13 protein-coding genes and 1 riboswitch are annotated in these 13,268 nt (G+C 47.2%); of the genes, 11 read left to right on the top strand and 2 right to left on the bottom strand.

Annotated features, from left to right (window positions below; all coding sequences use genetic code 11):
• Positions 1-12 precede the first annotated feature (12 nt).
• Positions 13-213: riboswitch (cobalamin riboswitch) on the top strand.
• A 133-nt stretch (positions 214-346) separates the two neighbouring features.
• A complete protein-coding gene (locus tag VTAP4600_RS26035) occupies positions 347-487 on the bottom strand; it encodes a hypothetical protein (RefSeq protein WP_172443216.1) in 141 nt (46 codons plus the stop codon).
• A gap of 3 nt (positions 488-490) precedes the next feature.
• Between VTAP4600_RS26035 and VTAP4600_RS23655 the strand changes: the two genes are divergently transcribed.
• The 11 genes from VTAP4600_RS23655 (at position 491) to VTAP4600_RS23705 (ending at position 12,158) form a co-directional block, all read left to right on the top strand.
• On the top strand, positions 491-1,672 hold the full coding sequence (locus tag VTAP4600_RS23655) for a cobalt-precorrin-5B (C(1))-methyltransferase (protein WP_102525146.1): 1,182 nt from the start codon (positions 491-493) through the stop codon (positions 1,670-1,672).
• Positions 1,673-1,760: 88 nt separating this feature from the next.
• The gene (locus VTAP4600_RS23660) at positions 1,761-2,414 is read left to right on the top strand and encodes a precorrin-8X methylmutase (RefSeq protein WP_102525147.1); all 654 of its coding nucleotides are present in this window, start codon (positions 1,761-1,763) and stop codon (positions 2,412-2,414) included.
• Between the two features lie 23 nt (positions 2,415-2,437).
• A complete protein-coding gene (gene cbiE, locus VTAP4600_RS23665) occupies positions 2,438-3,706 on the top strand; it encodes a precorrin-6y C5,15-methyltransferase (decarboxylating) subunit CbiE (RefSeq protein WP_102525148.1) in 1,269 nt (422 codons plus the stop codon).
• 112 nt (positions 3,707-3,818) lie between these two features.
• Positions 3,819-4,646, top strand: coding sequence for a precorrin-2 C(20)-methyltransferase (cobI, locus tag VTAP4600_RS23670; protein WP_102525149.1), 828 nt, complete (start codon positions 3,819-3,821; stop codon positions 4,644-4,646).
• Entirely contained in the window at positions 4,643-6,277 is a 1,635-nt protein-coding gene (locus VTAP4600_RS23675; RefSeq protein ID WP_102525150.1) for a cobalamin biosynthesis protein, read from the top strand. The genes cobI and VTAP4600_RS23675 overlap by 4 nt, the downstream gene beginning before the upstream one ends.
• 12 nt (positions 6,278-6,289) lie before the next feature.
• Positions 6,290-7,129 carry a sirohydrochlorin cobaltochelatase gene (locus tag VTAP4600_RS23680; RefSeq protein WP_102525151.1) on the top strand — a complete coding sequence of 280 codons (840 nt, stop codon included), beginning with the start codon at positions 6,290-6,292 and terminating at the stop codon, positions 7,127-7,129.
• On the top strand, positions 7,129-7,962 hold the full coding sequence (gene cobJ / locus VTAP4600_RS23685) for a precorrin-3B C(17)-methyltransferase (protein WP_102525152.1): 834 nt from the start codon (positions 7,129-7,131) through the stop codon (positions 7,960-7,962). Before VTAP4600_RS23680 ends, cobJ begins: the two co-directional genes overlap by 1 nt.
• The gene (cobM, locus tag VTAP4600_RS23690; RefSeq protein ID WP_102525153.1) at positions 7,959-8,726 is read left to right on the top strand and encodes a precorrin-4 C(11)-methyltransferase; all 768 of its coding nucleotides are present in this window, start codon (positions 7,959-7,961) and stop codon (positions 8,724-8,726) included. Before cobJ ends, cobM begins: the two co-directional genes overlap by 4 nt.
• Positions 8,727-8,738: 12 nt before the next feature.
• Complete coding sequence (gene cbiB / locus VTAP4600_RS23695) at positions 8,739-9,710, top strand: adenosylcobinamide-phosphate synthase CbiB (RefSeq protein ID WP_231898013.1); 972 nt, start codon at positions 8,739-8,741, stop codon at positions 9,708-9,710.
• A 49-nt stretch (positions 9,711-9,759) separates the two neighbouring features.
• Positions 9,760-10,839, top strand: a complete 1,080-nt coding sequence (locus VTAP4600_RS23700) for a threonine-phosphate decarboxylase (RefSeq protein ID WP_102525155.1) — start codon at positions 9,760-9,762, stop codon at positions 10,837-10,839.
• Positions 10,839-12,158: a cobyrinic acid a,c-diamide synthase CobB gene (locus VTAP4600_RS23705; RefSeq protein ID WP_102525156.1), complete on the top strand. Its 1,320-nt coding sequence runs from the start codon at positions 10,839-10,841 to the stop codon at positions 12,156-12,158. The genes VTAP4600_RS23700 and VTAP4600_RS23705 overlap by 1 nt, the downstream gene beginning before the upstream one ends.
• A 67-nt stretch (positions 12,159-12,225) precedes the next feature.
• On the opposite strand, the gene VTAP4600_RS23710 is transcribed toward VTAP4600_RS23705, so the two are convergent.
• A complete protein-coding gene (locus tag VTAP4600_RS23710) occupies positions 12,226-12,888 on the bottom strand; it encodes an HAD family hydrolase (protein WP_102525157.1) in 663 nt (220 codons plus the stop codon).
• Positions 12,889-13,268: the final 380 nt, after the last annotated feature.

The raw sequence follows: 13,268 nt of genomic DNA on the forward strand, positions 1-13,268 counted from the left end.
TCCATTACAATCCATCTGGTTATTATAAGTAATGTTTTGTTTTACAAGACCTCAACGGACGTTGAGCAGGGAATTAGGTGAGAATCCTAAACTGTACCCGCAGCTGTATGCGATGAGTATTATCAAGGCCACTGACTCTAAGATCGTGAGTTGGGAAGGCGATAATGCGTTTTAGTCGTGAGTCAGAATACCTGTTACTAACCTTTGCATCATCTGCAAAGGACATGGAATTTTCGAATACTGGGCGGGGCTACTCAGTGAAAGCCAAATTTACTGCATAATTGTCTTTAAATTATAGCAGGGCGCGGCAGTATTCGACTTTCTGTAACTCACGGTTTTGACGCTTTTATAGGCCGACGAACGAGACAGACAGGCGAGACAATAGCGCGGTGTTACACACATTTTTATCGACTTTACCCATTGCTATTTTACAACGAGCTTGCGCTTTTTTAAGCGTTAGAGCGAGCGTTTGCTTATGGGAACCCAACCCATGGTAACTCCGTCTTCGGTAACTAAGCCTACGGGGCTCCAGTCCTCAGTAACCAAAGTCAAGCGCTCTAAAAATCGTTCGGATCTTCGAACTGGTTTTACGACGGGCGCATGCGCTGCTGCCGCGAGTCGAGCTGCCGTCTATGGTTTATTGCACAACACGCCTCTTGAACACATCACAATTACTCTCCCAAACGGCGAACCCGCGACATTTGCATTACAGCGATTTGATATTACCCCGCAGGGCGTACTGACGGGTGTCATTAAAGACGCTGGCGATGACCCAGATTGCACCCACGACGCTGAAGTTCAATGTTATTCAACTTGGGGTGAGAAGCCCGGGTTTGAGGTTGATGGTGGTGTGGGGGTGGCAAGAGTCACCTTACCAGGCTTAGAGCTTCCTGTTGGTGTGGCGGCCATTAATCCTGTGCCGCTACGTAATATTCAGGACATGGCACTTTTAGAATGGGCTCAGGCCTCCCAAGAGCTGAAGTTGGCACAAGGCATGCGTTTAGAAATCCGCGTACCTGATGGCGTAGAGCGCGCCAAGCAAACCATAGGTCCGAGACTTGGTTTGATAGGCGGGATATCCATTCTGGGTACTCGTGGTACTGTGAAACCCTATTCAACGTCGGCGTTTTCCGCCTCTGTTAGGCAGTCGGTACAAATTGCGCAAACGAACGGCCAGCGCCACGTTGTGCTGACTACCGGATCTCGCTCTGAAAAATCCGCCATGACCATGCTGCCAACACTTGATTCACTTTGTTTTATTCAAGCGGGTGATTTTGTTGGAGTGGGGCTACGAGCATCGAAACGCTACGAAGTACCAAAAGTAACCGTTGTCGCCATGATTGGTAAGCTCGCCAAAATGGTGGCCGGTCATATGATGACACACGTATCAGGCCGTGCGATTGATTTTTCTCTGCTTGCTGACCTAGCCGTGCAATCCAAACTCGATGCCGATGCATGCGCGCAAATACGCCAAGCAAACACCGGAAGACACGTGTTGGATTTATGGCGAGAAACCAACCACCAACCTTTTTTAGACCTTTTATGCCAACAAGCAGCGGAGCATGCTGCTGTGTACGTTAAACATGCGGTGACAATTGAATATCGACTGATTGATTTTAATGGTGAATTGTTGGCGAAATATTGTGTTCAAGGCTTAGGGCTTAAGGCATAAGGCGGGGGAAGAAAAAGCTATGGGGAAATTGAGATATGAGCGTTTGGAATAGTCACACGGTTGATGAACAAAATTAAGGAATAGTGAAATGGAAAAGATGCGTCAAATGACTCAGCAAGGCCGTCAAATAGAGAGTGATTCGTTCACCATTATTGATGACGAAATCGAACGCTTTCATGGTGGTCATTGCTTTACTGCAGAGCAATGGAACATTGTTCGTCGCGCCATTCATACCACCGGCGATTTTGAATACGCTGATTTGTTTAAATTTAGTGACGATGCCGTGGCATCGGGTATTGCCGCGTTGCAATCGGGCGCACCCATCATTACCGATGTGAGCATGATCGTCACGGGCTTAAATAAGCCAAGACTCAATCACTTTGGCAATGAAGCGAGTTGTTTTATATCTCATCCAGATGTCATTCGTGATGCAAAAGCAACGGGACAAACGCGTGCAATCCATTCTATGCAATACGCTCGCGATAATGGGTTACTTGACGGCGCAATCGTTGGCGTCGGTAACGCACCCACGGCATTGTTAGAGCTACTAAGAATGATCGAGGTGGGCGAAGTAAAACCTGCGTTGGTGATTGGTATTCCTGTCGGCTTTGTAAAGGCAGACGAGTCAAAACAAGCTCTATACGAACAAAATAAAGTGCCGTTCATTGCGAGTTTAGGGCGTAAAGGCGGCAGTCCATTAGTGGTGTCGACCATTCATGCCCTGCTTGCTCAATCTATTTAATTGCCAGATAGGAGATCATCTAGATGGTGTGTATTGAGCAAAAAGAAGCGGCTGTGACGGTTATCGGCGTGCCGGAAGATGGCTGTTTAAGCTTGACGAGCAGAGCGGTAAACAGGGTAGAAAAGGCTCGTGTATTAGCAGGTAACACGCGCTTACTTGAATGGTTTCCCCAATTCAAGGGTACGGTACTGAACATGGAGGTCGGCTTTTCGACATGGCTTGCTCAAGTACTGGAAGAAAGCGAAGAAGGCGGTGTGGTTGTGTTGGCTTCTGGTGATCCTTTGTTCTTTGGCATCGGCAGCACATTATTAAAACGTTTACCCAATGATGAACTGCGCTTTATTCCTTCTCCAAGTTCTATGCAATTAGCTTGCAGCCGCATTGGCCTTGCTTGGCAGGATGCAAAATCCGTTTCACTGCATGGACGATCCCAACATTACGGCTCAATTCAAGGGCTGTCCAGTCAAATGCAGCAGGGTGATTTGTTTTGCCTATTAACAGACAAACAGAACCACCCGGCTCGCATTGCCAATCATTTACTGAAATTTAATAACGCGAATTGGCAGGTTTGGGTAGCAGAAAACTTAGGTGGAACCACGGAAAATATATCCGAGTGGACGGTCTCTTCACTGGCAGAGTCGGAGCGTGAATTTGACTCCCTTAATGTCGTGATATTGAAGCGCCACCTAAATCCCGATATTCAAGCATGGGGTGGGTTAGGCCAGTACGCGAGCGATGATGATTTTGAAAAACGCATGCCAAAACGTGGCCTGATCACAAAGCAATCAGTACGCCATTTAGCATTGTGTAGCATGCGAATCAAACCAACGGATGTGGTGTGGGATATAGGCACAGGTTCGGGCTCCGTCGCGATAGAAGCCGCTAAACAATGCGCTCAAGGTCAGGTGTTTACCCTTGAGTCCAACCCCGATTGCTACCCGTCGATTGAAGCGAACATTCAAGCGCACAGTACCGATAACGTGACGTTAGTGAAACAAAAAGCCCCGTTAGGGTTAGATGACTTACCGCAGCCATCTAGTGTGTTTATTGGCGGCAGTCGTGGGCAAATGGACAGCATTTTGGATACCGTTTGGCAACGGCTCGCCAATAAGGGCGTATTAGTGGCATCGGCGGTAACTGTAGATTCCGTATCTGAAATCTACAGTTGGGCAAAACGTCATGGTGTTGCCGTACAGGTGCAGTTGGTATCGATTTCAAATGGGGTGCCTTTAGCGCATTACACCCGTTATCAAGCGGATAACCCCATCCACCTGTTCATCTTTAACAAATAGAAAAGAACAACAGCAGCACTCGACCAAACCGAGTGTGACCGTCACAAATTCAAGCCTGCGAGGTCTCCACTTTCGCAAGGCAAAACAACAGAATATTAAGAGAAAGTAAATCATGACATTAGGAACTATGTACGCCATCGGAGTCGGAACAGGTGACAGCGAACTGTTAACGCTAAAAGCGCATCGCTTGTTATCTGAAGTGGATGTGGTGGCTTTTCCCGAGAAAGACTTAGGTTCTAATCATTCATTCGCAAAGCAGATTGTTGCTGGTGTTCTAGAAGAAAGCGATATGCAGGGGCAAATTTGTTACCTGCATTTTCCAATGACTCGAGATCCTAGCATCAACATGCCAGCATGGCGTAAAGCGGCAGAAACTCTGGCTGAGTATCTTAAGCAAGGTAAGTCAGTGGCGTTTGCAACCGAGGGGGATCCATCGGTGTATAGCACGTGGGCGTATCTTCAAGAAGAACTTGCAGAGCTACTACCTGCATTAAAAAGTGAAATCATTCCGGGCATTACGTCGATTACTGCGATTCCGTCTCAGACTCAAATCCCTTTGGCGGATGGTCAAGAGCGCTTTTGTGTTGTACCAGCAACATGGGGTATTGAATGCTTAGAGCGCCTGTCTAAAGAGTTCGACACAATCATGCTCATCAAAGCGGGTCGTGTTATTCCTAAATTGATCGAACAGCTAACCAAACTTGATCTACTGGAGTGTGCAACTTACGTATCTCACGCAACAACAGATAAACAAGAAATTTACTGCAACCTCAGTGACGTACCGGAAGAAAACCGCTACTTCTCTATGGTTCAAATCTCTATTCGTTCACGCAGAGGCGTATTACGCGGCACATCCGAGGCGCAAAAATGTAAGGCGTTAGATTCAGCGATAGAACCTGTGAGTGAGCGCAATGGGGTAAGCAAGGACGAAGCCGCATGAAAATAGCCATCTACGCCATCACTCTAAATGGAGCAAAGCAGGCCAAGCGGTTAGCATCAACCTTACCTTTTGCGGATGTGTTTGTCGCCCCAATTGGCCAAGAGGCCTATGAAGAGGCTCAAACGTTAACCTTACCGCTTTCAAGCTTTTTGGCGCCTAAGTTTAACCAATACGATCACCACATCTGCTTTTTTGCAGCGGGCATTGTAAGCCGTATGATTGCGCCATTATTACAAGATAAACGCACTGATCCGGGCGTGTTATGTATTGATGATCATGGTCATTTCGTTATTCCTATGTTGTCTGGACATCGAGGTGGCGCAAATAGCCTTGCTTGCCAAGTGGCAAAAACATTGGCGGCTACCCCTGTTGTTACCACCGCCTCCGATGTCGCGGGGACATTATCTGTTGATATGTTAGGCGCATCATTTGGTTGGAAGCTAGATCCGCGTTGTGAAAGTGCCATTACGTCAGTCAGCGCGGCGGTTGTTAACGAACAAAACGTGCTCGTGGTTCAGCAAGCAGGGGAACAAACTTGGTGGCCTCATAAACGTTCTATGGCAAGTAATGTGCAGTGCCATCCCGATCTATCGTCGAATCATTTACCCGAACACCGCTCTCAGTTAGAGTCGCTTGAGCCGAATAAATGGGATGGTTTGGTGCTTATCTCCGATCAGTTGGAACCGAAAGGTGCGCAGCAATGGGAAGACAAAACCGTACTTTGGCGGCCTAAGTCGTTGGTACTCGGCATTGGTTGCGACAGAAACACGCCAGCGCATGTGATAGAAACCGGCATTCGTTTGTTTCTAAATGAACATAATCTTGCTCATCAAAGCCTGTCGGCATTGGCCAGTATTGCCCTTAAAGCTGATGAAGTGGGCATATTGGAATACTCGCAAGCGAGCCAAATCCCGTTTGTGACTTATCCAGCCCAAGAACTAGCAGACATAGAAGGGATTGAAAACCCGTCTGAGTATGTCAAAAAAGTAACGGGTGTTGCATCAGTCGCCGAAGCCGCGAGCTTGAAACGTAGCAGCACCAACAAATTGGTGGTGGGTAAATGGAAGTACAAACAAGACGGCTTTAACATCACACTGGCCTGCACACGTATTCAATATGACGAACCATTAGCCCGTAAGAAATGGAAAAACTGGTTAGATGAAGTTGTCAAAATCAACGCCCATGGCAATGAAGTCGTAGAAGGTTTTGAATGCAAGCCCAAGCACGTTGATTTGAACCGACCAATGCTTTACCACAGGCACCACTTACTGGTGTGTGAAGGCGGTCGCTGCGCCAAGCAAGGTAGCCGAAACCTTGCTCATGATTTACGTCAAATCCTTAAAACCATGGGGTTAGACAAAGGCGATAAGCGCATCAAAATTAGCCGTACTCATTGTGCTGGCGCATGCAGAAATCGCGCTGCGATGGTGGTGTATGAGCGGTTAACTCAACACGAAACGCCGATCAATAACGGTGTGTGGCTAAAAGCCATTGATGAATTCACATTGGAACAATGGCAAGCGTTGTTTGATGCATTGCACACACGTACACCATTACAAAACATATTATCAGAGCAGTTTTTTGCACCCATTGAAGGTGCGAAAGAGTGTTTAGAAGAATTAAAAGATTAAGGAAAATACATCATGAAACGTTTACGTCATTATAACCAAGGCACTGCCATCGTATTAAGTTGCTTTGGCTCGGTAGTAGAACAAGACCGTTATGAGCAAGTGGCCCAGCACGTACAAAGTAACCACCCTGAGGCTCTCGTACGCATTGCAACCAGCTCCAAAATGGTGATCAAAAAGCTGGCCAGCAAAGGGGTAGAGTGCCATAGCTTACCGCAAGTGCTAGCCGATTTAGACACCAAAGGCTACCAACGAATTTTAGTGGTATCGGTGTACCTATTCCCAACCGATGAGCACCGTTATCTAACCAGCATTGTTGATGGCTTTAAGCAGTTTTCATTGGCACACATTGAGCAAACGCCAGCCATTATGCATCACAGCCAGCATACTAGCCGCCTGATCGGCGCTTTGCATCAGCGTTTTGTTTCAGATAATGGCTTCAACTTATACGTGCATCATGGTGCGCCATTGTTGGATAACCCGGGTCATCAATCTATCCATTATAGTGATAGCCTGCTGGGTAAATTATCTTCACGCAACTTTGCTTGTTCTTTGGAAGGCGCATGGCCGTTTGACTTGGTTAAAGGCGAGATCTGTCAGCAAATCAAAGCTCAAGCTAACGAAGATAAACCTCAGCTAACCTTGATTCCTCTATTGCTTGTCTCTGGCAATCATTTTGTAAAAGACATGCAAGCGATCAAATCAGAGCTAGACGATCAGTTTGATGTGTCAATTGCCAAACCGGTGAAAGGCGACAAATTCTGCATGTTAGATATGCCGGAGCTTATCACCATCATGGACAAGCAAATCAACGAAGGCTTGATTCGTTTGAACGCACCAGAGGCTAACAAATAATGGCCAAACTTACGCTAATCGGATTAGGGCCGGGCAGTATTGACTTGGTGACGCCTGCCGCTCGTAAAGCCATTGAAACCGCTGATGTAGTGGCAGGGTATAAAGCCTATGTAGATTTGATCCGAGAACTGATTTTAGCGCAAGAAGTCATTCAAAGTGGCATGACTCGCGAATGGGAACGAGCTCAAGCCGCAGTCGAAGCGGCGGCGGCAGGCAGACAAGCGGTATTGGTTTGCTCTGGCGATTCTGGCATGTATGCCATGGCCCCTTTAGTATTAGAGCTATTAGAACAAAATCCCGAACTCAATGGCAAAGTCGAGCTCGATATTATTCCCGGCATCACGGCTGCGAACGCCTGTGCATCTTTAGTTGGTGCACCGTTAGGCCACGACAGTTGTACTATTTCCTTGTCGGATCTTCTCACGCCTTGGGATGTGATTATTAAACGCGTTGAAGCGGCGGCAATGGCGGATTTTGCGGTGACGTTTTATAACCCTCGCTCTAAAAAGCGTACCGAGCACATTGAAACTGCCCGTGAAATATTACTAAAACATCGAAGCCCAGAAACCCCTGTAGCGGTAGTCAATGCGGCATATCGAGACGATCAGAAAGTGACGTTAACGACACTGGCAGAATTCACCAAAGTTGAGTTCGGTATGAACGCAGCTGTTATTGTAGGCAACAGTAATAGCTACCGTTTTGGTGACTGGATCGTCACGCCTCGTGGTTACAAAAACAAATACCAATTGGCAGACGGCAAAGTGTTAGAGGGCCAAAAACGCGGCCACTCACTGAATACTACCGAAGCACAGCCACAAGAGGTGAACGTATGACCGTATACTTTATTGGCGCAGGCCCCGGTGATCCAGATTTAATCACAGTGAAAGGGGCACGCTTGGTAGAGCAATGTCCTGTGGTGATGTACGCTGGCAGCCTAGTCCCTAAAGCCGTGATTGAACGTGCTCGCGACGATGCGCAAGTGTATAACTCAGCGGATATGGATCTTGATGACATTACCAAAGTGTATCAAGACGCTCATGAAGCCGGTCAAGATGTGGCGCGGGTTCAAACGGGCGATCTCTCTATTTATTCATCTTTGGCTGAGCAAACACGCCGCCTAGATGATCTGGGCATTGATTGGCAAGTCATCCCCGGGGTATCGTCTTTTCAAGCTTCTGCTGCGGCGTTGGGGCAAGAGTTAACCTTGCCTGAAAAATGCCAAACCATCATTTTAAGCCGCGCTTCGGGTAGAACGCCCGTGCCAGAAAAAGAGAACCTGCGCTCCCTTGCTAAGCATGAAGCAACCTTGTGTTTGTTTTTAAGTGCGACCTTGATTCGCAAAGTGGTGCGTGAATTGTCTGATGTGTATCCACAAGATTGGCCAGTCGCCGTGGTTGAAAAAGCGTCTCATCCAGAGCAGCGTATATTACGTGGGACGTTAGCCACCATTGCCGATCAAATGCATGACGCAGGCATTCGTTCAACGGCGATGATCATCGTAAGCAAAGTGTTAGGAGAGCAAGATTTTGTCGACTCAAAACTCTATGATCCGACCTTTTCTCATGCATGCCGCAAAGCCAAAGTGGTTGAGGAATAAGCCTTGTCATTAGTGCTTTGGATGGCGTTGTCTGTAATTAGCGCGTGCCTACTTGACCGATTATTTGGGGAGCCTAGAAAATGGCACCCACTAGTCGGCTACGGCAATTATCTCTATTGGCTAGAGAAACGTTTAAATCTCGATGTTCTGCGCGACAGCGAGTTTGATGTCTCCCAAGCTCATCAATATAAAACCAAACGCCGAGGAATCATTGCTTGGTGTTGCGCTACCTTACCTCTTGTGATGATAGCGGGGGGGATATTTGAACTACTTTTCCACGGATCTTTTCTTCTCTATTGGATCAGCAGTACTTTGGTCTTGTATGTGTGCATTGGTCAAAAGAGCTTATTGCAACATGCTGATTGGATTCATCGGCCCTTGGTCGCAGGAGACATAGAACAAGCAAGAGAAAAAGTGGGTTGGATAGTCAGCCGAGAAACCAGTGAAATGGATGAATATCAAATCACCTCTGCCACCATTGAGTCGGTATTGGAAAACGGCAACGATGCTATCTACGGTGCTCTATTTTGGTTTCTTGTTGCGGGGCCAATTGGCGCAATTGTTTTTCGTATGGCGAATACTATGGATGCCATGTGGGGGTATAAAAACGCGCGTTTTATTCATTTTGGCTGGTGCGCCGCCAAACTCGATGATGCCCTTGGTTATCTTCCCGCCAGACTGACCGCCATAAGCTACGCCTTAGTGGGCAATACCCATCTTGCGTTGAACTGCTGGAAGCAACAAGCTGATCACTGTGAAAGCCCGAACGGTGGCCCAGTAATGACCAGTGGAGCAGGAGCGTTAAGTATTGCGATCGGTGGCCCAGCGGTTTATCACGGCGTGTTAAAACAAAAGCAATTCATGGGGCGTGGCATCAAAGCTTCAGGGTCAGACATAGCCCGAGCGTGCCAGTTGGTTCAAAGCACAACACACATATGGTTGGTGACAATGTCACTTATTGCGGGCTTGTTATCAATACAATAACAACCGAAATAATCACAACTAACGTTTCGGATAATACAATGGATATGACATGCTAAATCATGGAGGCAAGCTTCGCCAATACGCGAAGCAATTTGAACGCCCTTTTAATGAGTGGGTGGATCTTTCCACAGGCGTGAGCCCGTTCACTTACCCAATCGGGAATATCCCAGAACCAATCTGGAATCGATTACCAGAAGACGAAGACGGACTAATTGAAGCGGCTTGTGGTTATTATCAATGCAACAATCTACTGCCTGTCGCAGGGAGCCAAGCGGCCATTCAGTTATTGCCTAAGTTGGTTTTAAATCGATACTTAACCTTGCCTAACATCGCCCAAGACGATGTGCCTATTTTTAGAGTGGGCTTGCCAAAGGTTGGTTACAAAGAGCACCAGTTAGCATGGCGTAATGCCGCTTTTATCTATAAGCAAAGTGGCGTGCTGTTAGAGTATTATTTTTATGATGGAGAGCCAGCGCCAGCCGATTTAGTTCAACTGGATGCGCTACTGGTGATCAACCCCAATAACCCATTGACGGACAAATTCACTCCAGAGCAATTGTTAGCATGGCGCCGTTCAATGAAGCCCGATGCAGTATTGCTGGTGGACGAAGCCTTTATGGACATGACACCAGAGCAAAGTATCCTTCATCACTATGCGAGTCATTTCGGTTCCAAGTCGTTACCTGAAAATATCATGGTACTCAGATCGCTTGGAAAATTCTTTGGGCTAGCAGGGCTGCGTGTCGGATTTCTATTTGCCTGTCCCCTGATATTAGAACGGGCAAGGTCTCACATTGGGCCGTGGGCGCTAACGGGCCCTAGCCGTTTTGTTGCAGCCCAAGCATTAACGGATCACCCATGGCAGCAGCAAAATCGTTCAAGATTGCTAAAAGAAGGGGATCGAATGCAGCAGTTATTGGCGACTCATTTTTCCCAGCCACCTAATGGACATTTTCTGTTTTATACAGTAAAGCTCGATAACGCAGAAGAAGTGCATATCGCGTTAGCCCAGCAAGGCATTTTGACCCGTTTATGTGATGAAAAAGACGCAGTTCGCTTTGGTCTACCAAAAACAGAGCAAGAATGGCAAAGCTTGGAACAAGCACTCAATAGAATTAAGGAAGTTTGATGAATACCAAACCTGACTCACAGCACTGTCCTGCGCTTGTTGTTGCCGCGCCATCTTCTGGTAGTGGTAAAACAACCGTCGTCGCCGCATTAGCAAGGTTACTGACTCAACAAGGAAAGAAAGTTCGGGTGTTCAAAACTGGGCCAGATTTTATCGACCCACAATTTCTTTCTTTGGCGTGTCAATCGCCGGTTTATCAATTGGATTTATGGATGTGCGGAGAAGATGAATGCCGACGCTTGTTAGCCGAAGCCGCAGCAGAAGCCGATATCATCCTAATCGAAGGTGTGATGGGCATGTTTGATGGGCAATGCTCCAGTGCCGACATCGCGGCCAAGTTTGGCATTCCCATCCTAGCGGTGGTAGACGCTGGAGCCATGGCTCAGACTTTCGGTGCCTTGGTACATGGGTTGGCCACTTATCGAGAAGACGTTTCCATCTTCGGCGTGATGGCAAATCGAGTCGGCTCGCCTCGACATGCTGAAATGTTGCAAGAAAGCTTAAAACCCGGTGTTGAGTTTTGTGGCTGGCTAGCCAAAGATACTGACCTTAGTTTGCCTGAGCGCCACCTAGGTTTGGTGCAAGCGTGTGAGCTGGAAGACATTGAACAAAGATTGGACAAAGCCGCGTCTGCATTGGCAGAACATGGTGATATACCGCTCCCTGAACCGATTGATTTCAGTTTCGAAGTTGATGCTGCTAATAAAACCTATTCTTACGCGCTGGAGGGTAAAACCATCGCCGTGGCCTTTGACGCCAGTTTTGCTTTTTTATATCAAGCAAACATCGACTTGCTACAGGAAATGGGTGCAAACATCGTTTATTTTTCGCCCCTCGCCGGTGACACTTTGCCAACCTGTGATGCCTTGTATTTACCGGGTGGTTACCCTGAGCTGAACTTGGCCGAACTTGCCAATAACGCAAGTTTGATGGCTGAGATAAACGAACATATTAGCCAGCAGAAGCCGTGTTTGGCAGAGTGTGGTGGCATGTTGTATTTGAGCCAGTCTCTAACCAACAAGCAAGGTGAAGTTCAAACTCTGGTTGGCGCGTTAAATGCCCAGTCTGAAATGCAACCGAAATTGGCCGCGCTGGGTATCGTAAAAGCGAAATTTGGTACAGAAGAGCTCAGAGGACACACGTTTCACTACTCAAGAACCATGAGCGATGAAGCGATTCTGGTGCGTCCTGTGTCGCAATATGGCAGAGAAACCGACCCAGTTTGGTACAAGCATCAAACCATTGCCTCTTACATCCATTGGTATTTTCCTTCTAACCCGAACGTGGTGGCTAAAATGTTCAATGGGGAACTGTGCTAGCGAGTCTTTTCTTTGTTATCAGCGCTTCCTAAGCTTAGTTTTCTTGGAAGCGCGAATAAGCTAGCTTTTAACAAGTGGCCTCATGTTCCGATTCAACAAGCGGGATCACATCAAATAGTGAGTCGAAAATGTGCGTAGCACGGGCGGCAATGTCTTCTCTGGGTGGTAAAATATCAGGCACCATTGCGGCCATGCAGCCAGCATCTAACCCAGATTGCATGCCATTATTGGAGTCTTCTAACACGAGGCAGTGCTTGGGCTCTATCGCTAATAACTGAGTCGCACGAAGGTAACAATCGGGTTGTGGCTTTCCGTGTTCAATATCTTCTGCTGTCACGATGGCATCAAACTGATTCAGATAGTCTGAATGTTTGAAGTGATGCTCGACTTCTGGGCGATGAGACGAGGTGACTAACGCACACTTCAAGCCGTGTTTTTTTAGCGTTGCGAATAAGCGGTCGAACCCCATTTTGTAAACCACACCAACGGCGCGTTGATTGCGCAATTCTTGTTTGCACACGCTGCGATAGCGCTCTAGATCCAACTTATCACCAAATTCCGCTTCAAGCAGCCGTTCACATTCCGGATCTTGAGTGCCGATGAAGTGCTGGTAGACATCGTCGGTCAGATCCAGTCCTTGTTCTTTGGCTGCATATTGCCACGCAGCCTTGTAAATGTGCTCACTATCGAAAATCAGCCCATCCATATCAAACAGCAGTGCTTTTATCATGGTTCTTCCTATTGATTATGACCGTACCGTTTTACCAAGTTTTGGAAGAAAAATGAGCCGCTTAGCTCACACCCTTGAGACTGTTAACCTGAATTTTACAAATTTGTGCCTCCATTGAGTGTGAGTAAGCTTCGGTCAACTACATGGACCAACTACATGGACAGGCAACTACATGGACAGGCAACTACATGGACAGGCAACTACATGGACAGGCACCTAAAGGCAACTACATGGACAGGCACCTAAAGCTCAAAAACATGGACACACACTAAATACGATTTAGCCTGAATGATTTACGCAATCAGTACAATCGAACTGTCTTGATTAATTTTGGTATGTGGGAAGAAGGTCGTAAGGTGGTATGTTTAAGAAAAGTGACT

Origin of the sequence: Vibrio tapetis subsp. tapetis, assembly GCF_900233005.1 — a bacterium.
Lineage (GTDB): Bacteria > Pseudomonadota > Gammaproteobacteria > Enterobacterales > Vibrionaceae > Vibrio > Vibrio tapetis.

Coding starts and splice junctions, on each gene's coding strand:
- VTAP4600_RS23675 (WP_102525150.1), top strand. CDS start 4,643: ATGAAAATAGCCATCTACGCCATCACTCTAAATGGAGCAAAGCAGGCC.
- VTAP4600_RS23710 (WP_102525157.1), bottom strand. CDS start 12,888: ATGATAAAAGCACTGCTGTTTGATATGGATGGGCTGATTTTCGATAGT.
- VTAP4600_RS23655 (WP_102525146.1), top strand. CDS start 491: ATGGTAACTCCGTCTTCGGTAACTAAGCCTACGGGGCTCCAGTCCTCA.
- cobM (WP_102525153.1), top strand. CDS start 7,959: ATGACCGTATACTTTATTGGCGCAGGCCCCGGTGATCCAGATTTAATC.
- VTAP4600_RS23700 (WP_102525155.1), top strand. CDS start 9,760: ATGCTAAATCATGGAGGCAAGCTTCGCCAATACGCGAAGCAATTTGAA.
- cobJ (WP_102525152.1), top strand. CDS start 7,129: ATGGCCAAACTTACGCTAATCGGATTAGGGCCGGGCAGTATTGACTTG.
- VTAP4600_RS23660 (WP_102525147.1), top strand. CDS start 1,761: ATGGAAAAGATGCGTCAAATGACTCAGCAAGGCCGTCAAATAGAGAGT.
- VTAP4600_RS23705 (WP_102525156.1), top strand. CDS start 10,839: ATGAATACCAAACCTGACTCACAGCACTGTCCTGCGCTTGTTGTTGCC.
- cbiE (WP_102525148.1), top strand. CDS start 2,438: ATGGTGTGTATTGAGCAAAAAGAAGCGGCTGTGACGGTTATCGGCGTG.
- cobI (WP_102525149.1), top strand. CDS start 3,819: ATGACATTAGGAACTATGTACGCCATCGGAGTCGGAACAGGTGACAGC.
- VTAP4600_RS23680 (WP_102525151.1), top strand. CDS start 6,290: ATGAAACGTTTACGTCATTATAACCAAGGCACTGCCATCGTATTAAGT.